Genomic DNA, 22805 nt, shown 5'->3' with positions numbered 1-22805 from the left:
ACAGGTTTCACTGCAGCGATTAAGATTCTACCACTTAGTTATGGCTATCATCTTCAGCCAGTTCATTAGACACATTTTCATCCTCGTTTTTTCGCGGCCGTTCCATCGGCCAGATTCAATTTTGTAAGATCGACAATCGAATGCAACCCTTCCAGCTTATACAGAACGACGAGCACATCGAACAAGCGTCGCGCGCCATGAAAGCCATGTCCCATCCGTTACGTCTGAAAATCCTATGCGTACTTGGCGATAAGGAAGTTAGCGTACAAGACATCGTGGATGCCGTTGGCACCTCTCAAAGCAATATTTCCCAGCACTTGGCCATCATGCGTGAAAAAGGCGTGCTACGTACCCGCAAGGATGCAAATCGGGTTTACTACCGCGTAGGTGATACCAGAACACTTGAAGTTGTCAGCATGATGCGTGACGTATTTTGCGGGTTCACCAAGTAAGCACGCATCCGACATTTTTGCGACATGTCGCCAATTGTCTGTCATGCCGATCTTTGCCAGTGCGCTCTTGCAAGGTGAAAGCTCCGGAGAATGCATAAAAAAAGACCACTGCTCAAGTGGTCTTTTTGTTGTATCCATGCACCTGCAATTATTACACTTGCTTATCACGCTCGATCAGTGCGTAGGCAGAGTGATTGTGGATGGACTCGAAATTTTCAGCTTCCACCACATACGCATCGATGCGGGTTTCGGCATCTAGCCGGGCGGCCACATCGCGAACCATATCTTCGACAAACTTCGGATTGTCGTAAGCACGTTCGGTAACATACTTTTCATCAGGACGCTTCAGCAAACCAAACAGTTCGCACGACGCTTCCTCTTCAACCAGACGGATAATTTCCTCAATCCAGATTTGCTGATTGATACGTGCAGTAATGGTCACGTGCGAACGCTGGTTATGCGCACCATACGCTGAAATCTTCTTCGAACATGGGCACAGGCTGGTCACCGGTACCAATACGCGCACGCTCTGCGAAAACACGCCATCCTTGATCTCGCCAATCAGCGCGACCTCGTAATCCATCAGGCTTTTCACGCCTGATACCGGCGCGGATTTGTTCACAAAGAACGGGAAACGCATTTCCAGATAGCCAGAAGTCGCTTCCAGCTTCTCGACCATCTCGCGGGCAATCTGCTCGAAGGATCCGACCGAAATTTCCTTTTCGTGACTATTCAGAATCTGCACAAAACGCGACATGTGCGTGCCCTTGAAGTCCTTGGGCAGAAACACGTACATATCAAAGGTAGCAACCGTATGCTGCACGCCATCGGCACGGTCAGCCACGCTGACCGGGTGACGGATCGACTTGATACCGACTTTGTTGATCGCAATGTTGCGAGTGTCCGGCGTATTCTGTACGTCTGCAATGGCCGGTGAAACGGGGTGAGGCGCAGTCATGAAAACTTCCTGTGGGGAAACCCATGCCCACGAGCGCGAGCATGGCATCTTGCGAATTACGCCGACCCTGTCGAATCGGCGCGTTTCCTATTCAAATTGACTTGTTCAATGGACGTTAGTCTAAACAAATATCAGCGCTAACGTGATTGAATTGATTAATGGTGTCGATTGATCAATTTTTCAAGTATCCATCGATCGGGTCAGTTGCGAACTTTTCGCACTGCCGCAATGATACCGTCTGCATCCAGACCGCATTCAGCCAGTTGGCGGGCTGGATCTCCATGATCGACATAGCGATCCGGCAGACCCAGCTGAATCACGCGTTTCAGCACACCGGCAGCCTGCATTGCCTCTAGTACGGCACTTCCCGCACCGCCCATGACGGCATTTTCTTCAATGGTCACAAGCAGATCATGAGACTCGGCCAGCTCTAGCACGAGTGCTTCATCAAGCGGCTTCACCCAGCGCATGTTGGCTACCGTTGCGTTTAGTGTTTCGCCAGCCTGCAATGCTGGTGCAAGCATCGAACCAAACGCCAGAATCGCCACGCGCTCGCCTTGCCTACGGATTTCGCCCTTGCCATACGGAACGGCAGTAAACGCCTTTTCGACTGCTACACCCGGCCCTGTACCACGCGGATAGCGCACGGCAACGGGCTGACGCAAGGTGGCGGCTGTATAGAGCATCTGCCGGCATTCGTTCTCGTCGGCTGGTGTCATCACGGCCATATTGGGGATACAGCGCAGGAAGCTGATGTCGAAGCTGCCCGCATGTGTCGGACCATCGGCCCCCACGAGGCCAGCGCGATCAATCGCAAAAACGACCGGCAGATTCTGCAACGCAACATCATGCACCAGCTGGTCATATGCACGCTGCAGGAAGGTGGAATAGATGGCCACGACCGGACGCAGCCCTTCGCAGGCAAGGCCAGCAGCAAAGGTGACGGCGTTCTGCTCTGCAATCCCGACATCGTAATAACGATCAGGGAAGCGGCGTTCGAACTCAACAAGACCGGAACCCTCGCGCATCGCTGGCGTAATGCCGACCAGTGCGGGCTCGATCTCGGCCATATCACACAGCCATTGCCCGAAAATCTGGGTGTAGGTCGGCTTGCTAGCGGCCTTGGCAGCCATACCATCTGCTGGTGTAAATGGTGTCACGGCGTGATACTTGACCGGATCGTCCACTGCGAGTTTGTAGCCCTGCCCCTTCTTGGTGACGATATGCAGGAACTGCGGACCATCCAGAGCCTTGAGATTCTGCAGCGTGGTAATCAGCGATTCCAGATTGTGACCGTCAATCGGCCCCACATACTGAAATCCGAACTCTTCAAACAGCGTGGAAGGCGTAAACAAGCCCTTTACGTGCTCTTCGCTGCGGCGAACCAGTTCGTGCAGTGGCTTGATGCCTTCCAGCACCTTGGAGCCGGTATTCCGGAAGCCCTGATAGAACTTGCCGCTCAGCAATTTGGCGAGATAGCTGTTGAATGCACCCACGTTCGGCGAAATCGACATCTCGTTGTCGTTCAGGATCACCAGCACGTTGGAGGTCTTATCACCGGCATGATTCAGTGCTTCAAATGCCTGTCCCGCCGTCATTGCACCATCGCCGATGATGGCAACTGCGCGGCGCGATTCGCCCTTGATTCGTGCAGCCTCTGCCATACCATGCGCAGCACCGATACTGGTGGAGCTATGACCCACGCCAAACGTGTCGTAAGGACTCTCATCACGTTTGGGGAAACCAGCCAGCCCACCGTACTTGCGCATGGTATTCATACGCTCGCGGCGACCGGTCAGGGTTTTGTGCGCATAAGTCTGGTGACCCACGTCCCACACCAGCCTGTCTTCCGGCGTATCAAAGACGTAATGAAGCGCGATAGTCAGCTCGACCGTCCCCAGATTGGAGGCAAAGTGGCCGCCGGTCTGGCTGATGGATTCCAGCAAAAACGCACGCAGTTCGTCCGCCAGTTGCTTGAGCTTGGGCAGATCAAGCTTGCGCAGGTCTGCAGGCGTATGAACGGTATCAAGTAAGGGGTATGCCATGGGTATTCAAATTCGCTTGCGTGGTTAACCTAGGCTTAATTGGCCCGGTGAACAATATAATGTGCCAGTTCGCGCAGTCGCTGCGCCTTGTCACCAAAGACTGTGAGGCAATCCAGTGCCTCTTCTTCCAGTTCTCTGGCGCGGGCTTTGGCATCCTTCAAGCCCATGAGCGACACGTAGGTTGGCTTGTCGTTGGCTGCATCCTTGCCTGCCGTTTTGCCCAGCGTCGCGGAATCCGCTTCCACATCCAGAATATCGTCGACCACCTGAAAAGCGAGCCCAACGAGCTTGGCAAAGCGATCCAGACGCTGGCGTGCATCTGTGTCCAGTGGTGTGCCGCAATAGCTACCCAGCAGCACCGATGCACGAATCAGTGCACCAGTCTTCAGGATGTGCATGTGCTCCAGTTCGGGCAATGTCAGCGGCAGCCCGACAGAAGCCAGATCGATGGCCTGCCCGCCTGCCATGCCAGCCGCGCCAGAGGCATTGGCCAGCACCTGCAGCATGCGGACATGATCTTCAGCGCGATCGGCAACCGGATGACCTGACAGCACTTCAAATGCGGCAGTCTGCAAGGCATCCCCTGCCAGCAGGGCAGTCGCTTCATCGTACTCGATATGTACGGTTGGCTTGCCACGGCGCAGCACATCATCATCCATGCAGGGCAGATCATCGTGTACCAGCGAATAGGCGTGGATCAGTTCAACCGCCGCACCTGCATACTGCATCCGTTCGACAGGTGCATCCACCACTTCACCCGCAGCAAATACCAGCAGCGGCCGCACACGCTTGCCGCCACCCAATACGGCGTATCGCATGGCCGCATGCAGTCGCTGCGGCACGTGATCGGCCGGAGGCAATACTGCACCCAGCGTCATTTCCATCTGGTTTTGAATGGCAAACGACCAGGTCTTGAAATCTTGCATCCTTTACGACTCCTGAGCAGGTGCGGTATCGAGCGGCTTGAGCATGTCGCCATCTAGCACTTCTACCTGGCGTTCCGCTGCTTCCAGCTGCCCCTGACAATAGCGCACCAGTTCACCGCCCCGCTGGTAGGCAGATAGCGACGCATCTAGCGTCATCTCGCCACGTTCCATATCGGCGATCAAGGTTTCCAGCTCGGACAGCGCGGTTTCGAAACTCTTTGGTGCAGGCTGTTTTGCCATGCATGCCTCCACTAAACCGATTTTATGGGCCGCTTAGTGCATTGCCCATGTTCTCAAAGGCCGGATTTTACCTTGCTCCAACGCGATGCGTTGAATTTTCGTTTCCGGCAGATACTTCTTCCTTCAGAGAATCGGGCAAAACTCTCGAAAAAAAATGCGCCCCGGATTGCTCCGGAGCGCCAAGTACCCAAGTGTAGGCAGAACCACACCGTCAAACCTGCCCGAACAAAATCTGGCAAGTTCCCAAAAACCGTCGACGCACTGGATCCCGAAGGACGACGTGCCTACCGCGCCGGCGGTGGAGATTCGTTAAATCAGAACGCGAAAAACTCCGCGTCCAGTGCCATCAGGGGCGCTGCGCCACCTGCAATCTTGGCTGCCAGTGCATGCGTTTCGGGCATGACTCTGGCGAAGTAAAAACGTGCTGTTGCCAGCTTGGCCTGATAGAACGGCTCGTCAGACTTACCCAGCGCAATCAGCGCCATGCGTGCCCAGAACCAGCCAAACACCAGATGCCCGATCAGACGCAGGTAGTCGCTTGCCGCAGCACCCGCCTCATCCTTGTTCTTCATGGCAGCCATGCCGATCTTCATCGTCACATCGCCCACCTGCTTCAGCAGTGCAGCCAGTGGTGTCACAAACTCGCTCATACCGTCTACGTCGCGATTGGCTTCGCAGAACTTGTGCACCAGCTTAGTAAATTTACGAAGCTTGGCACCTTGATCCAGCAGCACCTTGCGACCCATTAGATCCAGTGCCTGAATGCCATTGGTGCCTTCATACAGCAGGGCAATCCGCGCATCGCGCACAAACTGCTCCATGCCCCACTCACGTATGAAACCGTGGCCGCCATACACCTGAACACCGTGATTAGCCGCTTCAAACCCGTTATCAGTCAGGAAAGCCTTGGCTACCGGAATCAGCAGCGCAACCAGATCAGCCGCATCCTGACGCGCTTCGGCATCCGTCGAGCGTTCTTCAACATCCAGCAACACAGCCAGCCAGGTCGACAATGCACGACCAGCCTCTGCGTAAGCCTTCATCGTCAGCAACATGCGGCGCACATCCGGATGCACGATGATCGGATCAGCTGGTTTTTCTGGCTGAACTGCACCATTCATGCCTCGCATTTGCAGGCGGTCTTTTGCGTACTGCAGGGCGCTTTGATACGCTACTTCGTTGATGGCCAGACCCTGCTGGCCAACCCCTAGACGCGCCGCATTCATCATGGTGAACATACAGCTCATGCCCTTGTTCACTTCACCGATGAGATAGCCAGTCGCGCCATCGAAATTCATCACACAAGTGGCATTCGCCTTGATGCCCATCTTGTGCTCCAGCGAGCCGCAGCTCACCGCATTGCGCTCAGCCACGTTGCCTTCAGCATCGAGCTTGAATTTGGGCACAATAAACAGCGAAATGCCCTTGATATCCTTGGGTGAGTCCGGCAAACGCGCAAGCACCAAGTGAATGATGTTATCGCTCATCTCGTGCTCACCCGACGAAATGAAAATCTTGGTGCCGGTAATCTTGTAGCTACCATCCCCTGCTGCTTCAGCACGGGTTTTCAGCAGTCCGAGATCCGTACCGCAGTGCGGCTCGGTCAGGCACATGGTGCCTGTCCAGGTGCCATCTACCAGCTTCGGCAGATAGGTTGCCTTCTGCTCTGGCGAGCCATGAGCATGGATGGCTGCATATGCACCGTGGCTCAGACCCGGATACATCGACCACGCCATATTGCAGGCGATATTCATTTCCGAAACCGGAAAACTCAGCGTCTTCGGCAGGCCCTGACCACCATATTCCGGATCGCAATCCAGACCGGTCCAGCCGCCCTCGCAGAACTGCTGATAGGCTTCCTTGAAACCCTTGGGCGTAGTCACCACGCCGTCTTTCAGTGTGCAACCTTCCTCATCACCACTGCGATTGAGGGGGAACAGCACGCCTTCGGCAAACTTTGCTGCTTCTTCCAGTACCGAGTCGATCAGATCACGGTTGACTTCTTCATGACCTGGCAAAGTCGCCAGCGTCTGCTCAACCTGCAGAAGTTCATGCAGTACAAATTGCATATCCCGCAATGGGGCGCGATACGTAGCCATGCACATCTCCTCTGTAATCGACTCTGGATGGGGTTTGACGCTTACTGACCCGTCATCCAGCAAGTTCATGGGACAATCGTATCAGCAATGATGCGTTTTTCAAACAATCGTTTAACCGATTTATTGAGATTCACCTCCTCAGATGCCTCATTTCAATACAAATCAAGCACTTGCTCCGTAGTATAAATGCCACGGAACGCGGCGCCAGGCATAGATTTCATGCAAATTGCATGTTTGCATCAAATCGAGCCTGAACCGTTTGCCGCCTGTCGACTCGTTGCATGAAGTAGGGCGTGTCATAACTGCATGCGGCAAAGGAATGGCTGGCGAATACCACTCGTCCAGCAACATGCCATGATCGCTTGCAGCGCTTGCGCACCTCTTCTTGCTTGCTATGATCAAAGCACCATGAGTGATCAGCATAATCCCCCCAAATTAACGAGCCTGCAGATTCCTCCGCTCGCCCCTCTTCCCCCGACCTCTCGTGAATTCAAATTCACCGATCAGGATTTTGATCGGGTGAAAAAAATGATTTACGACTATGCGGGGATTGCGCTAAGTGACGGCAAGCAGGATATGGTTTACGGTCGGCTGGCAAAGCGACTGCGCCACCATAAGCTGGCTTCCTTTGCCGATTATCTGAGCATGCTGGAGCGTGGAAATGCGGCAGAGTGGGAAGCCTTTATTAATTCGCTAACCACCAATCTCACCTCCTTCTTTCGTGAAGGTCACCACTTCCCTGTGCTCGCAGACTTGCTGAAAGCACACAAGGGCGATGGTCAACTGAATATCTGGTGTGCTGCATCCAGTACCGGGGAAGAACCCTACACACTGGCGATGACCGCTTGCGAAGCCTTCGATACATTACGTCCCAATGTCCGTATCGTCGCGACCGATCTAGATACCAATGTACTCAAGATTGCGGAAGCAGGCATCTACCCAGCCGATCGCTTCGAAAAGATTACACCCGCGCAAAAGCAGCGCTTCTTCAATGTGCTTCCCGACGGGCAATTTCAGGTCAAGCAGGAGCTGCGAAGCCTGATTACCTTCCGCAGACAAAACCTGATCGATGCAACCTGGCAAGTTCGGGGTCCGCTGGATGCCATTTTCTGCCGGAATGTCATGATCTACTTTGACCGTCAGACACAATTGAATATTCTGCAGCGTTTTATGCCCATGCTGAAACCTCATGGATTGCTATTTGTCGGGCATTCGGAAAACTTGTACCAAGCCAACCACCTGTTTTCACTCGTAGGCAAAACGGTTTACAAACTCGCTAATGCCCCAAAATAATCAGCCTTGACGCAATCGGATTGCGCCAACGCAAATCTTCTGCGGCATTTCCCAGTTAGAATGCCGCCCCATGAACACGACTTGCTTTCATTGCGGCGAATCTGTCGCCCCCGATGATCTGAACCCGGCACGCTATCCGGTCAGCTGGCGCAAAGCCGAATACGCGACCTGCTGCACAGGATGTCAGGCCGTCGCCAAAACCATTATCGATGCAGGACTGGATTCGTATTACGAAAGCCGAGAAGCGCCTGCCGGTCGCGCGGAGGCGCTACCCGATGAGCTGCAAGCCTCGCTCAAGCTCTTTGACACCCCCGAGTTACAAGCCAGCTTTGTTCATGTTGATGCCGATCATGTGCGTGAAGCGGCACTAATCCTTGAAGGCATTACCTGCGCAGCCTGTATCTGGTTAAATGAGCGTCACATTAGTCGCCTACCCGGTGTGCTTGAAATCAGCATCAATTACACCACTCACCGTGCCCGCCTGCGCTGGGATAATGGTCGCATTCAGCTCTCTACTGTTCTGGAGCAAATTGCCGCCATCGGCTATCGCGCCCATCCCTACGATCCGGGCAAAAGCCAGCAATTGCATGAAGCCGCCCGCAAAAAGTCCCTTACGCGACTATGGATTGCCGGTCTGTCGATGATGCAGGTGATGATGTATGCGGTGCCAATTTACATGGCAGACCCTGAAACCATCACGCCTGCAATGGAACAGCTCATGCAATGGGCAAGTTGCGTGCTGACGCTGCCCGTGGTGTTCTATTCCTGCCTGCCATTTTATCAGGGTGCGTGGCGCGACCTGAAAGCGGGGCGCGCAGGCATGGATGTGCCCGTCGTCGTTGGCGTACTGGCAGCCTTTATCGCAAGTGTGTACGCCAACTGGACCGGACATGGCGCCATTTACTACGACTCCGTGTCAATGTTTGTCTTTCTACTGCTGGGTGGCCGTTATCTGGAAGGTGTTGCACGCAGGCGCGCAGGTGAGGCGGCAGAATCACTCGTCAAACTGATGCCGGCATTCGCGCATCGCTTTGTGCGATGGCCTGGGTCAAGTGAGACTGAAGCAACACCGGTCGCGCGTCTACTTGCCGGCGATACGATTCTAGTCAAGCCGGGTGAGTCCTTTCCGGCTGATGGCGTTGTGCTAGAGGGCGCCAGTCATGCTGATGAGTCCTTGATGACCGGAGAAGCTCGGCCAATTGATAAGTCGGCTGGCGCAGAGGTGACCGGAGGTACACTGAATCAGGATGCGCCTTTAGTTGTCCGAATAGAACGAACCGGAGAATCCACGCGCCTGGCCGGAATTGTCCGCCTACTGGATAAAGCGCTCGCCGAAAAGCCGCGAGCAGCAATCTTGGCGGATAAGGTTGCAGCATGGTTTGTTGGGCTGCTACTGCTGGCTGCAATCGCCACTTTCGCTTTGTGGTATCAAATCGACCCGGATCGTGCCTTGCCAATCACGGTTGCCGTGCTCGTCATCTCCTGCCCGTGCGCGCTTTCGCTCGCCACCCCGGCTGCCATGACGGCAGCAACAGGCCACATGGCACGTCTAGGTCTGTTAATCACGCGCGGACACACACTTGATACTCTGCCCCGCGTGACCGACATCGTATTCGACAAGACCGGTACGCTCACCGAAGGCAAGCTTGCCATCCAGTCGATTTCCGTCCGAGCCGGCATCACCCAGGCATACGCGCATGAGTTGGCTGCAATCCTTGAGTCCGCATCGGAGCATCCGATTGCGCACGCGATTCGTCAACATGCGCCTCCCGCCACGCTCCATGCGCAAGACTTTAGCAATATTCCGGGGAGCGGCGTTTCGGCCACCATCGATGGTGCTGTCTATCGCCTTGGAACATTTCAATTTGTCGCACCCACCTGCACTGCAGCCTTTCCCTTTTCGGATTGGATGAGTGACGCTACAGTCGTCTATCTGGGGACATCATCGGAATGGATTGCTGCCTTTGCCCTTGGGGATACGGCTCGCCAGGAGACCCCTGCACTCATCATGCAATTGAAGCAACAAGGTCTTCGCGTACATTTGCTCAGTGGTGATAGCGAAGGGGCAGTAGCAAAGCTCGCTGCCACAATGGGCATTGATCACGTGCGAGCGCGTGCCACGCCGGACGACAAACTTGCCTACGTACAAGGGCTGCAGCACGACGGTCGCGTGGTGCTCATGGTGGGTGACGGCATCAACGATGCGCCGGTGCTTGCCGCTGCCGATACTTCCATTGCCATCGGCACCGGCACTGAAACTGCACAAGCCGCAGGAGATGCCGTACTGTCTGGCAGTATCGGCATGATTACAGATGCCTTGCAGCTGGCTCGCAAGTCTCGCCAAGTCATCCGTCAGAATCTAATTTGGGCGGTTCTATATAATGCGATTGCCCTTCCTGTTGCAATGGCAGGTTGGATTACGCCTTGGCTGGCCAGCCTGGGTATGGCACTCAGTTCGCTACTGGTGGTGATGAATGCGATCCGACTTGCGCCTCCCGTTAAGCACACGACCAGCCGTCAGCTCACTTAAAGGTAAGGTATGGAAAGCCTTTACATTCTTATCCCCATTTCACTGCTAGTTGCTGGCGGCGCCGCTTTGCTTTTCTGGTGGGCCACACGCAGCGGACAATTCGATGATTTGGAAGGGCCTGCCCATCGCATCCTGCAAGATGATGACGATCCCAGGCCGCCGCAGGAATAATGCCAATTTTGCGGAAAATCAATATACAACACGTGTACAACTAAATTTTTCACAAGCGCTTCGCGGAAGCCTGCCGCGCCATCTTCACGAATTAATCACACGCCAAGTATTTGTTCATTAACAACTTTGACATTTGCGACTATAACCAATGTCAGAGAATTAGATGAGCAAGTCCGCAGCCAGCTTGGCTTTGCACGTCTTTCATGATTGCTCCGGGCAGAGAAAAGGCGCTAAAATTTTGTGCTTTGCAGCACATTGCCCATTCCGGTGTTACCTCATGCAACCAGCGCATAAACGCTGCCGCGAAAAGGATACGCACCCTGCCCTACCTCGTCTGGACTTGATTCACATCAAGCGGAGTAGCGCAAACGCTCAGTAAAGTGTCATCGTTGTTCGCTATTGTTGACTGGTGGTCTGGTGTTTCAAGCCCGCCAAGCAATAAAAGACATAGCCCGGTTACCGGATTCCGGTAGCCAAAGTGATTTTTGTTCAATCTTGGAGACTTCCATGCAAGCCACTTCTGTGCTTGGTCCCGATACCTCGGGAACGGAAACCTACAACTACGGGATCGTGCGGAAGTTCGCAGTGATGACCGTGGTGTGGGGGATCGTCGGCATGCTGGTCGGCGTGATTATCGCCGCCCAGATGGCATGGCCTGAACTGAATTTCGGTCCATGGTTCCATTTCGGCCGTCTGCGTCCGCTGCATACCAATGCAGTGATCTTTGCCTTCGGTGGCTGTGCGCTGTTCGCAACGTCGTACTATGTTGTGCAACGCACCTCCGGCGTGCGCCTGTTCTGCGGGCCACTTGCCGAGTTTACCTTCTGGGCGTGGCAGCTGATCATCGTATCGGCCGCTGTTACTTTGCCGCTGGGTATTACCTTCGGTAAGGAATACGCCGAACTGGAATGGCCAATCAAACTGGCCATCGCCGTGACCTGGGTGTGCTATGCAATCGTGTTCTTCGGCACGATCGCAACCCGCAAGATCAAGCACATCTACGTGGCAAACTGGTTCTACGGTGCGTTCATTCTGGCCGTTGCCCTGCTGCACATTGTTAACAGCGCCTTTATCCCGGTGTCGGCATTCAAGTCCTACTCCGTGTACGCAGGTGCAGTGGATGCAATGGTGCAATGGTGGTACGGTCACAATGCTGTGGGCTTCTTCCTGACAGCCGCCTTCCTCGGCATGATGTATTACTTCGTGCCGAAGCAAGCAGGTCGTCCGGTATATTCCTACCGCCTGTCCGTGGTGCACTTCTGGGCGCTGGTGTTCACTTACATGTGGGCCGGTCCTCACCATCTGCACTACACCGCACTGCCTGACTGGACCCAGTCACTCGGCATGGTGTTCTCCCTGATTCTGCTGGCTCCAAGCTGGGGCGGCATGATCAACGGTATCATGACCCTGTCCGGCGCATGGCATAAGCTGCGCACCGACCCGATCCTTAAGTTCATGATCTGCGCGCTGTCCTTCTACGGTATGTCCACCTTCGAAGGCCCGATGATGTCCATCAAGACTGTGAATGCGCTGTCGCACTACACAGACTGGACGATTGGTCACGTTCACTCCGGCGCCCTGGGCTGGGTGGCCATGATTTCTATCGGTTCCATCTACTACCTGATCCCGCGCCTGTTTGGCCGTGAAAAGATGTACTCGGTTTCCCTGATCGAAGCTCACTTCTGGATTGCAACGATTGGCGTGGTGCTCTACATCGCGTCGATGTGGATTGCCGGTGTGACCCAAGGTCTGATGTGGCGCGCAACCAATGCTGACGGTACGCTGACCTATGCGTTTATCGATAGCGTCAAGGCAAGCATGCCTTACTTCATGATCCGCGTACTGGGTGGTGCAATGTATCTGGTTGGCATGCTGCTGATGGCATACAACGTCGCCCGCACCATCGGTCAAGGCAAGGCTGTGGATGCCCCGATTCCGGCGCCACAAGCGGCCCACTAAGGAGCAGACCATCATGATGGAAAAAATTCAGAAACTGATCGAAGAACATGTGGGTTACCTGATCGTCTTTACGTTCATGGTGATCTCCGTGGCCATGCTGGTAGAAATTCTGCCGCTGGTGTTCTCCAAGTCCGTGACGCAGCCCATTGAAGGTGTAAAGCCTTACAGCGCACTGCAACTGGCTGGCCGTGACGTTTACATCCGCGAAGGCTGCTATGTCTGCCATTCGCAGATGATTCGTCCGTTCCGTGCCGAAACAGAACGCTACGGTCACTACTCCGTGGGCGGCGAGTCGGTATACGACCACCCGTTCCAATGGGGTTCCAAGCGTACCGGTCCGGATCTTGCCCGTGTGGGTGGCCGCTACTCTGACGAGTGGCAACGTGCCCACCTGATCAATCCGCGAGATGTTGTGCCGGAATCGATCATGCCAGCGTTCCCGTGGCTTGCTGCCAATAAGGTCGATGCTGCCATCTTGCCAACCAAGATGAAGGCTCTGCGTACTGTTGGCGTCCCCTACACCGATGCAGATATCGCTGGTGCAGTGGCTGAAGCTGACGGTAAGACCGAACTGGATGCAGTGGTTGCCTACCTGCAAGGGCTGGGCAAAGCACTGGGAACCATGCGCTAGGACGCGACCATGGATACAACCGATATCGTCCGGATTGCAGTAACAGTGGCAGGCTTCGTGAGCTTTCTACTGATCCTGATCTGGGCTTACGGAAAATCGACCAAAGCACGGTTTGAAGAAGCCGCCCAGCGCATGCTGGATGACGACGACAACACCGTGCCTACGTCAAAGGAGTAAATGATGAGCGACTTTATCAGCAGTTTCTGGGCTTACTGGATCGCTGCCATCGTCGTGGCCTCTTTTGTGTGGCTGGGCTACGTGCTCTACACACAGAGTCACCTGAAGGTTCCAAAGGGCCAGAAGGTAGAGACCATGGGCCACGTCTGGGATGGCGACCTGGAGGAATACAATAATCCGCTGCCGAAATGGTGGATGATGATGTTCTACATCACCCTGTTTTTCGGTGTGGGTTATTTCATCCTCTTCCCGGGTCTGGGCGCGTTTGGCGGCATCAAGGGCTGGTCTTCACATGGCCAGTACGATGAAGAAGTAGCTGCCAAGGATGCCTCCATCAAGCCGCTGTACGACAAGTACATGCAGATGGATGTGGCTGCTCTGTCGAAGGATACCGAAGCACTCAAGACGGGGCAGTCGCTGTTCCTGACCTACTGCGTGCAGTGTCACGGTTCCGACGCACGTGGCGCCAAGGGCTTCCCGAATCTGACCGTTGCCGACAACAATAGCTGGCTGTATGGCAATTCGGCAGAGAAGATCAAGGAAACCATCACCAATGGTCGTCAGGCACAAATGCCGGCCTTCGGTGCTGCCTTTGGTGAAGAAAAGGTTGCTGATGTAGCCAACTACGTACTGAAGATTGCAGGCCGTAAGGCAGGCGTCGGTGCGGGTGAATATGATCCGGAACGCGCAGTTCGCGGTGAGTCTACCTTCCAGCAAGTGTGCGTGGCCTGTCACGGCGCTACCGGTAACGGCAACAAGGATCTGGGTGCACCGCACCTGGCCAATCGCCAGCACTGGCTGTATGGTGGCTCCAAGGCAACCATCATCGAAACCATCACCAACGGTCGCACCAACAAGATGCCGACCTGGAAGGATGCACTGGGCGAAGCAAAGATTCACCTGCTGACCGCCTATGTGTACAACCGCTCCCACGGTGAAGGCGCAGATACCACTGGTCCCGCTGCAGATCGCTAATCTGCGGTAAGAAAACAGCCGTTTTCTTACGCTACCCTGATGCCCGGATGCTTTCCGGGCATCAGTCATGCGAAGCCTTGAGAGGCCTTTCCCCAGTCTTGTATCAGATACCTCTTCGTATCAATATACCGATTGCGGAAAGCACTCTTCTGAAGCGAGTTCCCATGAGCAAAACCTTCAAGCATATTCCGATCAAGGTTGTTCCACCTGATCCTACCCCGGATGACGAACCCGAGGTACAGCAGATTCTGCTGTACGAGTCTGCGAAGAAGGTATATCCGCGCTGGATTACCGGCACCTTTACCAAATGGCGCTGGTTCTGGGTGGTCGCAACCCAGATTTTTTTCTACGGCATGCCCTGGCTCGACCTGCATGACCGCCAGATGCTATTGTTCGATCTGGTAAATCGTAAGTTTTACATCTACGGCTTTGTTTTCCTGCCAGGTGATTTCATCTATCTGACAGCCCTCCTGCTCTGCTCTGCATTCGGGCTATTCGTCTGGACATCGATTGGAGGGCGATTGTGGTGTGGTTATGCCTGCCCGCAAACGGTATACACCGAAATCTTCCTCTGGATGGAAAAATGGGTAGAAGGCGATCGCCCTACCCGCATGAAACTTGATCAGCAGCCAATGTCTGCGCGCAAGTTGCGGATCAAGCTATCCAAGCATCTACTATGGATCGTATTTGCGCTCTGGACAGGATTCACTTTCGTGGGTTATTTCACGCCGATCCGCGAACTGACAGTCAAATTACCTTCTTTGGACTTTGGGCCGTGGGAGTCTTTCTGGATTCTGTTCTACGGCTTCGCCACCTACGGCAATGCGGGCTGGATGCGGGAGCAAGTGTGCAAGTACATGTGTCCGTATGCACGCTTCCAGAGCGCCATGTTCGATCCTGACACGCTGATTATCAGCTATGACGTCGAACGAGGTGAGCCGCGCGGATCACGACGCAAAGAGGCCGACTTTAAGTCTCAAGGCCTCGGCGAATGTATTGACTGTACGGTGTGCGTACAAGTGTGTCCTGTTGGCATCGACATTCGCGACGGTTTGCAATATGAATGCATCGCCTGCGGCGCATGTATTGATGCGTGCGATTCCATCATGGACAAGATGAACTATCCGCGTGGGCTGATTCGCTACACCACCGAAAATGCATTGGCGCATAAGTATCCCGAAAGCGAGATCAAGAAGCATGTCTTCCGCCCTCGCGTGGTGCTATACATTGCCATCCTGATCATTGTGCTGACGTCTGTGTGCGTGTCGCTCTATCGGAAGGTGCCCTTATCCGCCAACATCTTCCGCGATCGCAGCGTACTGGTTCGCGAAACCGACGATGGCTTGCTGGAAAATACCTACCGCCTGCAGATTCAGAATACCGACGAGAAGCCGCACGATTACACCATCACAGCCGAGGGTATTCCGGCGCTGCAGCTTTATACCGAAATCGGGAAAAATACCGTCCATATTCCGGGCAATGGCTCGATCAACCTGGGTTTGCGCCTGCAAACAGATCCGCAAAGCGTAAGCCGTGGCTCAAAAAAGATCAAACTGATCATTACGTCAGTGGATGATCCTGCCATCACCATTACTGAAAAAGCTGCCTTTATCGGCCGCTAGGGAGAGATTCAACCATGACAACAGCAGTCACACAGGAAAAGGTACTTTGGTACCGCGTGCCATTTGTCTGGCTTTTGCTGGTTTTACTGGCGACAGCCGTCATCGCTAGCATTATGCTGATGTGGGTCGCAGCCAAAACGAACGACGGTGTCATCACCGATGACTATTACAAGCAAGGTCTCGCCATTGAAGAGGATTTTCATCGCGACGACATGGCATTAAAGCTTGGTATGAATATCCAGTTGATGGTCGGCGATGATAGCCGCCAGATTCACGCCATTATCACAGCAGGCAAGGATCAGCCCGAATCGCTCAAGATCAAGTTTTCGCACCCGACGGCAGCCGGCCGCGACCAGATCATTACGCTCAAACCCGATAGTAGCGGAATGTATGCAGGTACGCTGGAACATGGCCTGCAGCCGATTCGCTGGTTAATCGACATTGAAGCCCCCAAGGGTTGGCGACTGTATGATCAAAGTAAACTCGGTTCAGGTAGCGTGACCATTTTGCGCCCCCACCAACAGAATCATCCAATTGACGAGTAATGACGGTATCTCAGTGATGATTTGCAGGTGGTTCAATACACAGCCCTGGTCAAACCGGGGCTGTTTTTTATGCCCGCGACATCGCTCTTTTGCACTGCAAAATAACCGAGTAAAATGATCAACCACACTATGTCTGGATGACCCATGTTTACGCGCCTCAGAGAGAACATTCGTGTCGTGTTCGATCGCGACCCTGCCGCTCGTTCAAGCTGGGAAGTCCTGACCTGTTACCCGGGTCTGCACGCCCTCACCTGCCACCAGCTCGCCAATGGGCTATGGCGTCGTAATTTCAAATGGCTGGCGCGCTTTGTTTCCCACCTCAGCCGCTTTTTTACCGGTATCGAAATCCATCCGGGCGCGACCATCGGCCGCCGCGTTTTTATCGATCACGGCATGGGTATCGTCATTGGCGAACATGCGGTAATTGGCGATGATTGCACGCTGTACCATGGGGTCACACTGGGCGGTCTGGGGCTTGCCTCCAAACCGGGCAAACGCCACCCCACGCTCGGCAAAGGCGTGGTGGTCGGTGCCGGCGCCAAAGTCATCGGCCCGATCGACATCGGGGAAGGCGCCAAAATTGGCCCCAACGCCGTGGTGATCAAGGATGTCGAGGCCGGTGCCATCATGGTGGCCAATCTGGCGCGCAAGGTCGAAAAAAGTGCCTTCACGCGTGAAGAGCAAGCCGAAAAGCTGGGCTTTTCTGCCTACGCCATCTCGGAAAATATGGATGATCCTATGGTCAAAGCGGTTCACGGCCTCATTGATCACAGCGCGAACATAGACCAGCGTATCGATCTGATTCTGCAGCACCTCGAAAAACTCGGGGTCAATTGCGCAGAGGAGCGTGCCAAAGTCGACAATTTCAACGCCAGCCACCTCAATCGCATCATTGATTAAGCCCACACAATTACCCGAGTTTTTTAGTCGGATAAATAATTGATCAAAAAACTCGGGTATTGTATGATTGAGGCTCAGGTTTGATTGGAGAGCACGCATGCGTCTCACTACCAAAGGTCGATTTGCCGTTACTGCCATGCTGGATCTGGCCATGCGCCAGGCCAAAGGCCCGGTGACGCTCGCCGGCATCTCCGAACGCCAGCAGATTTCACTGTCCTACCTCGAACAGCTGTTCGGCAAGCTGCGCCGCAATCAGCTCGTTGAAAGCGTCCGTGGTCCCGGCGGTGGATATTGCCTCGCGCGCGACGCAGGCATCATTTCCGTCGCAGACATCATTGCCGCTGTGGATGAGCCAATGGACGCCACCCAATGCGGCGGCAAGGAAAACTGCCTGGATGATGGTCGCTGCATGACACACGACCTGTGGTCCGACCTCAACCGAACCATTCACGAATACCTCGCCTCGGTGACCTTGGGTCAACTGATGGACAAGCAGCTGGCGAAAAACGCCGCCTGCCACGTGCTGCACGACAAGCGCGGCACCCCGCTGGAAGCGCTGCAGGCCTGATACCGCCCCAAGGGCATGAAAGATACGCGCATCTGCGCACATGGAGCACCCGATGAAGCTGCCGATTTACCTCGACTACTCTGCTACCACCCCGGTCGACCCGCGTGTCGCCGAAAAGATGATTCCCTGGTTGACCGAACACTTTGGCAATCCGGCCAGCCGTTCGCATGCCTTTGGCTGGGAAGCCGAGGAAGCCGTGGAAAATGCCCGTGCGCAGGTTGCAGCACTGGTGAACTGCGACGCCAAGGAAATCGTCTGGACCAGTGGTGCCACCGAGTCGAACAATCTGGCCATCAAGGGGATTGCCCACTTCTACAAGGATAAGGGCAAGCACCTGATCACCATGAAGACCGAGCACAAGGCTGTGCTCGATCCGATGCGCGAACTGGAACGCGAAGGTTTCGAGGTCACTTACCTCGCGCCACAGGAAAACGGTCTGGTCAACATGGCCGAACTGGAAGCCGCGCTACGCCCGGATACCATCCTTGTCTCCATCATGGTGGTGAACAATGAAATCGGCGTGATTCAGCCGTTTGCCGCCATTGGCGAACTGTGCCGCAGCAAAGGTATCTTCTTCCATGCTGATGCAGCTCAAGCGACGGGCAAGGTGAAAATCGATCTGAGCGAACTCAAGGTTGACCTGATGAGTTTCTCGGCGCACAAGACCTACGGCCCGAAGGGTATTGGCGCCCTGTACGTTCGCCGCAAGCCGCGCGTTCGTCTCGAAGCACAGATGCATGGTGGCGGCCACGAGCGTGGCATGCGCTCAGGTACACTGGCCACCCACCAGATCATCGGCATGGGCGAAGCCTTCCGCATCGCTGCAGAAGAAATGGACACCGAAAACGCCCGCATCAAGAAGCTGCGTGATCGTTTCTGGGCCGGTATTTCCGCCATCGAAGAAGTGCACTTGAATGGCGATCTGGAACAGCGTGTTCCGCACAATCTGAATGTCAGCTTCAACTTCGTGGAAGGTGAATCGCTGATCATGGCGCTGAAGGATCTGGCTGTATCCAGCGGTTCGGCCTGTACTTCGGCTAGTCTGGAGCCCTCCTATGTGCTGCGCGCACTAGGTCGTTCGGACGAGCTGGCACACTCGTCGATCCGTTTTACAATTGGTCGCTACACCACTGAAGAGCAGATCGACTACGCTATCAAGCTGGTCCACGAAAAGATCGGCAAACTGCGCGACCTCTCCCCGCTGTGGGATATGTATAAAGAAGGCATCGATCTCAGCACGGTGCAGTGGGCAGAACACTAAGCAATATCTGGAGCATCAAAAATGGCATACAGCGATAAAGTCATCGATCACTACGAAAATCCGCGTAACGTGGGTTCATTCGAAAAGGGTGATGATGCGGTAGGTACCGGCATGGTCGGCGCACCGGCCTGCGGCGATGTGATGAAACTGCAGATTCGCGTGGGCGAAGACGGCCGCATTGAAGACGCTAAATTCAAGACATACGGCTGTGGCTCGGCGATTGCGTCCAGTTCGCTGGTCACCGAATGGGTAAAGGGCAAGACGCTGGATGAAGCGCTCGCCATCAAGAACACCCAGATCGCTGAAGAACTGGCACTGCCACCGGTGAAGATCCACTGCTCGATTCTGGCCGAAGACGCCATCAAGGCAGCGGTTGCAGATTACAAGGCCAAGCACTGATTTACCGGAGGCCATTATGGCACTGACGCTTTCTCCCTCTGCCGCTCGCCATGTGAGCAACTACATCGCCCGCCGAGGTAAAGGTCTGGGCGTACGCCTTGCCGTCAAAACTTCCGGCTGTTCAGGCATGGCCTACAAGCTGGAGTTCGTCGACGAACAAGCCGACGAAGATGTGGTATTCGAGAGCAATGGCGTAAAGGTCTTTACCGATGCCAAGAGCCTGCCCTACATCGATGGCACCGAGCTGGACTTCGTCAAGGAAGGTCTGAATGAAGGCTTCAAGTTCCGTAATCCGAACGTCAAGGATGAGTGCGGCTGCGGCGAGAGCTTTAACGTCTGATGGAATTTGATTTCTCGCAGAATCATTTCGAGCTGTTCGGGCTGCCTGTTGATTTCGATATTGACGCCGGCAAGCTCGAAGCAGCCTGGCGCGAGCTTCAGTCCCGGTTTCATCCGGATCGTGCCGCCAGTCTGGGTGACGCAGAAAAACGTCTTGCCCTGCAGGCCGCGACTCAGGTCAATGAAGCTTGGCAAACACTGAAGCTTCCACTGGCTCGCGGACGCTATATCCTGAAGCTGCGTGGCGTGGATACTCAGGAAGAAACCAACACGGCGATGCCGGTTGATTTCCTGATGCAGCAGATGGAATGGCGCGAAACGGTCAGTGACGCGCGCTCGACAGGCGATGTTGATGGACTAGAAGATCTGGCCGCCGCGATTCGCAAGGCCGCAAAATCACTGGAAGCAGAACTTGGCGCCGCGCTGAATCAGGCAGATAATGCCGCGCTCGCTGCGCTGACTGTTCGCAAGCTGCGATTTATGGAAAAGCTCGAACAGGAAATCAGCGATGCGATTGGCGCATTGCTGGACTGATACAAAAATCTAGCACCCCTGCCCTACGGACAACCTTTCATGCGCTTCATCTCACTGACTGTTGGCAACTTTCTGATTTTCCATGGTTACGATGAGAACAATGCGGAAATCATTGAAGAAGTAAAGGTTGAACAGCCCGCAGAAAAGGTTGTGGCGCTTGACCGCATTTTGTCCGCTACCGAGAAATACGTTCTGGTGACGGGTCCTGCTGGTCGCCAGATGTATTGGGAATACGAGGGTGGTCTGGCCTCCCTGAAACAAAAGCTTGCTCAGGCAGGCTTGATGATTTGAATTCACGCTAATGGCCCTTCTCCAGATTTCCGAACCCGGCATGAGTGCCGCCCCGCACCAGCACCGTCTGGCTGTGGGGATTGATCTCGGCACCACCAATTCGCTGGTTGCAACTGTGCGCAGTGGTTCCGCAACAGTGCTGCCCGATGATGCTGGCCGCAGCCTGCTGCCTTCAGTGGTGCACTATGGCCGCGACAACACGATCACGGTGGGTCACGCCGCCCAGCGCCGCCAATCCGAAGATCCGCACAATACCATCGTCTCGGTGAAGCGCTTCATGGGCCGTGGTGTCCATGATCTGCCGGATGCAGCCACTGTTCCCTACCGCTTTGTCGATGCGCCGGGCATGCTCAAGCTGCGTACCGTTGCGGGCGACAAGAGTCCGGTAGAAGTCTCTGCCGATATCCTGCGTACATTGCGCGAGCGCGCAGAGCTCAGCCTCGGTGGCGATCTGACAGGTGCCGTGATTACTGTTCCGGCCTATTTTGATGATGCCCAGCGTCAGGCCACCAAGGATGCGGCCAAGCTGGCCGGTCTGAATGTACTGCGCCTGCTGAACGAACCGACCGCTGCCGCTATCGCCTATGGACTCGACAACGGAGCCGAAGGCACCTTTGCCGTGTACGATCTGGGTGGCGGTACGTTTGACGTATCGATCCTCAAGTTGAGCCGTGGCGTGTTTGAAGTAGTGGCTACCAGTGGTGATGCCTCGCTGGGTGGCGATGATTTCGACCATCGGATCTACTGCTGGATCATTCAACAGGCAGGTTTGTCACTGGTCAATGATCACGATATGCGTCTGTTGCTGTCACGTGCGCGTGAGGCCAAGGAAGCACTAACTGATCACGCCGAAACCCGCATTACCGCCAAGCTGAGCGATGGTGAAGTCATCGATCTGGTGTTGACCTCTGCCGTGATGCATGACATCACCGCGCATCTGGTACAGAAAACGATTACCCCGGTGCGCAAAGCCCTGCGCGATGCCAAGCTGGGCAAGGAAGATATCAAGGGTGTAGTGATGGTAGGCGGTGCAACCCGCATGCCGCACGTGCGTCAGGCCGTAGCCGACTTTTTCGGCATGCCGCCCCTGACCAATCTCGATCCGGACAAAGTGGTGGCGCTCGGTGCAGCTATGCAGGCCAATGTGCTGGCTGGCAATCGTGGTGAAGATGACTGGCTGCTGCTGGATGTGATTCCGCTATCGCTGGGTCTGGAAACTATGGGTGGTCTGGTCGAAAAGATCGTGCCGCGCAATAGTACGATTCCGACTGCCCGTGCTCAGGAATTTACCACGTTCAAGGATGGCCAGACTGCACTGGCTGTCCATGTGGTACAGGGCGAGCGCGAACTGGTGTCCGATTGTCGGTCACTGGCGCGCTTCGAGCTGCGCGGCATCCCCCCGATGGCTGCAGGTGCTGCGCGTATTCGTGTCACCTTCCAGGTAGATGCCGACGGTTTGCTGTCTGTGTCTGCGCGCGAACAATCGACCGGAATCGAAGCCAGTATCGCCGTGAAGCCAAGTTACGGCCTGGGTGATGATGAGATCGCCCGCATGCTGCAGGAATCCATGAGCCACGCGTCTGACGATATGAAGGCGCGTGCGCTGGCTGAAGCGCGCGTCGAAGCGCAAAGCCTGTTGCAGGCCATTGAAGTGGCGCTGGCCGCTGACCGCGACCTGCTGAATGACGCAGAGGCCGATGTGCTCGCCGCCAGCATGCACGCATTGTCTGCCGCAACCCAAGATGATGATGCCGCAGCGATCCGTAATGCTACCGATGCCCTGAATCAGGCCAGTACCGATTTTGCAGGCCGCCGGATGGATCGCGCCGTGAGTCGCGGCCTGGCGGGCCAGTATTTGAGCGAGCTGGGCTAAGCCCGGTTCCGGAAGGA

23 protein-coding genes are annotated in these 22805 nt (G+C 55.0%); 18 read left to right on the top strand and 5 right to left on the bottom strand.

Going from position 1 to position 22805, the window contains the following annotated elements; genetic code table 11:
• Nucleotides 1-140: 140 nt before the first annotated feature.
• Nucleotides 141-452: a metalloregulator ArsR/SmtB family transcription factor gene (locus KSF73_15315; protein MBV1777088.1), complete on the top strand. Its 312-nt coding sequence runs from the start codon at nucleotides 141-143 to the stop codon at nucleotides 450-452.
• A 151-nt stretch (nucleotides 453-603) separates the two neighbouring features.
• Here the strand turns inward: KSF73_15315 and KSF73_15310 are convergent, their stop codons facing one another.
• The 5 genes from KSF73_15310 to KSF73_15290 form a co-directional block, all read right to left on the bottom strand.
• Nucleotides 604-1410: a GTP cyclohydrolase I FolE2 gene (locus tag KSF73_15310; protein MBV1777087.1), complete on the bottom strand. Its 807-nt coding sequence runs from the start codon at nucleotides 1408-1410 to the stop codon at nucleotides 604-606.
• 200 nt (nucleotides 1411-1610) lie between these two features.
• Nucleotides 1611-3455, bottom strand: a complete 1845-nt coding sequence (gene dxs / locus KSF73_15305) for a 1-deoxy-D-xylulose-5-phosphate synthase (protein ID MBV1777086.1) — start codon at nucleotides 3453-3455, stop codon at nucleotides 1611-1613.
• A gap of 35 nt (nucleotides 3456-3490) precedes the next feature.
• Nucleotides 3491-4381 carry a polyprenyl synthetase family protein gene (locus tag KSF73_15300; protein ID MBV1777085.1) on the bottom strand — a complete coding sequence of 297 codons (891 nt, stop codon included), beginning with the start codon at nucleotides 4379-4381 and terminating at the stop codon, nucleotides 3491-3493.
• A 3-nt stretch (nucleotides 4382-4384) separates the two neighbouring features.
• Nucleotides 4385-4621 carry an exodeoxyribonuclease VII small subunit gene (locus KSF73_15295; protein ID MBV1777084.1) on the bottom strand — a complete coding sequence of 79 codons (237 nt, stop codon included), beginning with the start codon at nucleotides 4619-4621 and terminating at the stop codon, nucleotides 4385-4387.
• 314 nt (nucleotides 4622-4935) lie between these two features.
• Entirely contained in the window at nucleotides 4936-6720 is a 1785-nt protein-coding gene (locus KSF73_15290; protein ID MBV1777083.1) for an acyl-CoA dehydrogenase C-terminal domain-containing protein, read from the bottom strand.
• Between the two features lie 408 nt (nucleotides 6721-7128).
• On the opposite strand from KSF73_15290, the gene KSF73_15285 reads away from it, so the two are divergent.
• From KSF73_15285 to hscA, 17 genes are all read left to right on the top strand, one after another.
• The gene (locus tag KSF73_15285; protein MBV1777082.1) at nucleotides 7129-8013 is read left to right on the top strand and encodes a chemotaxis protein CheR; all 885 of its coding nucleotides are present in this window, start codon (nucleotides 7129-7131) and stop codon (nucleotides 8011-8013) included.
• Nucleotides 8014-8083: 70 nt separating this feature from the next.
• Nucleotides 8084-10543 carry a cadmium-translocating P-type ATPase gene (gene cadA, locus KSF73_15280; GenBank protein ID MBV1777081.1) on the top strand — a complete coding sequence of 820 codons (2460 nt, stop codon included), beginning with the start codon at nucleotides 8084-8086 and terminating at the stop codon, nucleotides 10541-10543.
• A 9-nt stretch (nucleotides 10544-10552) separates the two neighbouring features.
• Nucleotides 10553-10714: a cbb3-type cytochrome oxidase assembly protein CcoS gene (gene ccoS, locus KSF73_15275; GenBank protein ID MBV1777080.1), complete on the top strand. Its 162-nt coding sequence runs from the start codon at nucleotides 10553-10555 to the stop codon at nucleotides 10712-10714.
• Nucleotides 10715-11221: 507 nt separating this feature from the next.
• Complete coding sequence (ccoN, locus tag KSF73_15270; protein MBV1777079.1) at nucleotides 11222-12673, top strand: cytochrome-c oxidase, cbb3-type subunit I; 1452 nt, start codon at nucleotides 11222-11224, stop codon at nucleotides 12671-12673.
• Between the two features lie 16 nt (nucleotides 12674-12689).
• Complete coding sequence (gene ccoO / locus KSF73_15265; GenBank protein ID MBV1777078.1) at nucleotides 12690-13304, top strand: cytochrome-c oxidase, cbb3-type subunit II; 615 nt, start codon at nucleotides 12690-12692, stop codon at nucleotides 13302-13304.
• Between the two features lie 9 nt (nucleotides 13305-13313).
• The gene (locus KSF73_15260; protein MBV1777077.1) at nucleotides 13314-13481 is read left to right on the top strand and encodes a cbb3-type cytochrome c oxidase subunit 3; all 168 of its coding nucleotides are present in this window, start codon (nucleotides 13314-13316) and stop codon (nucleotides 13479-13481) included.
• A 3-nt stretch (nucleotides 13482-13484) separates the two neighbouring features.
• Nucleotides 13485-14456 (top strand): cytochrome-c oxidase, cbb3-type subunit III, encoded by a 972-nt coding sequence (ccoP, locus tag KSF73_15255; protein MBV1777076.1) that lies wholly within the window; start codon nucleotides 13485-13487, stop codon nucleotides 14454-14456.
• Between the two features lie 164 nt (nucleotides 14457-14620).
• A complete protein-coding gene (gene ccoG / locus KSF73_15250; GenBank protein ID MBV1777075.1) occupies nucleotides 14621-16078 on the top strand; it encodes a cytochrome c oxidase accessory protein CcoG in 1458 nt (485 codons plus the stop codon).
• Between the two features lie 14 nt (nucleotides 16079-16092).
• The gene (locus KSF73_15245) at nucleotides 16093-16623 is read left to right on the top strand and encodes a FixH family protein (GenBank protein ID MBV1777074.1); all 531 of its coding nucleotides are present in this window, start codon (nucleotides 16093-16095) and stop codon (nucleotides 16621-16623) included.
• A gap of 144 nt (nucleotides 16624-16767) precedes the next feature.
• Complete coding sequence (gene cysE / locus KSF73_15240) at nucleotides 16768-17523, top strand: serine O-acetyltransferase (protein ID MBV1777073.1); 756 nt, start codon at nucleotides 16768-16770, stop codon at nucleotides 17521-17523.
• 97 nt (nucleotides 17524-17620) lie between these two features.
• Nucleotides 17621-18091, top strand: a complete 471-nt coding sequence (gene iscR, locus KSF73_15235) for a Fe-S cluster assembly transcriptional regulator IscR (GenBank protein ID MBV1777072.1) — start codon at nucleotides 17621-17623, stop codon at nucleotides 18089-18091.
• A gap of 52 nt (nucleotides 18092-18143) precedes the next feature.
• Nucleotides 18144-19352, top strand: a complete 1209-nt coding sequence (locus KSF73_15230) for an IscS subfamily cysteine desulfurase (GenBank protein ID MBV1777071.1) — start codon at nucleotides 18144-18146, stop codon at nucleotides 19350-19352.
• A gap of 21 nt (nucleotides 19353-19373) precedes the next feature.
• Entirely contained in the window at nucleotides 19374-19751 is a 378-nt protein-coding gene (iscU, locus tag KSF73_15225; GenBank protein MBV1777070.1) for a Fe-S cluster assembly scaffold IscU, read from the top strand.
• A 16-nt stretch (nucleotides 19752-19767) separates the two neighbouring features.
• On the top strand, nucleotides 19768-20091 hold the full coding sequence (gene iscA, locus KSF73_15220; protein MBV1777069.1) for an iron-sulfur cluster assembly protein IscA: 324 nt from the start codon (nucleotides 19768-19770) through the stop codon (nucleotides 20089-20091).
• On the top strand, nucleotides 20091-20624 hold the full coding sequence (gene hscB / locus KSF73_15215) for a Fe-S protein assembly co-chaperone HscB (protein ID MBV1777068.1): 534 nt from the start codon (nucleotides 20091-20093) through the stop codon (nucleotides 20622-20624). Before iscA ends, hscB begins: the two co-directional genes overlap by 1 nt.
• 39 nt (nucleotides 20625-20663) lie before the next feature.
• Entirely contained in the window at nucleotides 20664-20915 is a 252-nt protein-coding gene (locus tag KSF73_15210) for a hypothetical protein (protein ID MBV1777067.1), read from the top strand.
• A gap of 10 nt (nucleotides 20916-20925) precedes the next feature.
• Nucleotides 20926-22788: a Fe-S protein assembly chaperone HscA gene (gene hscA / locus KSF73_15205; protein ID MBV1777066.1), complete on the top strand. Its 1863-nt coding sequence runs from the start codon at nucleotides 20926-20928 to the stop codon at nucleotides 22786-22788.
• Nucleotides 22789-22805: the final 17 nt, after the last annotated feature.

The sequence above is a fragment of the Burkholderiaceae bacterium DAT-1 genome, assembly GCA_019084025.1.
Lineage (GTDB): Bacteria > Pseudomonadota > Gammaproteobacteria > Burkholderiales > Chitinimonadaceae > DAT-1.
This window is presented reverse-complemented; position numbering and strand designations above follow the sequence as displayed.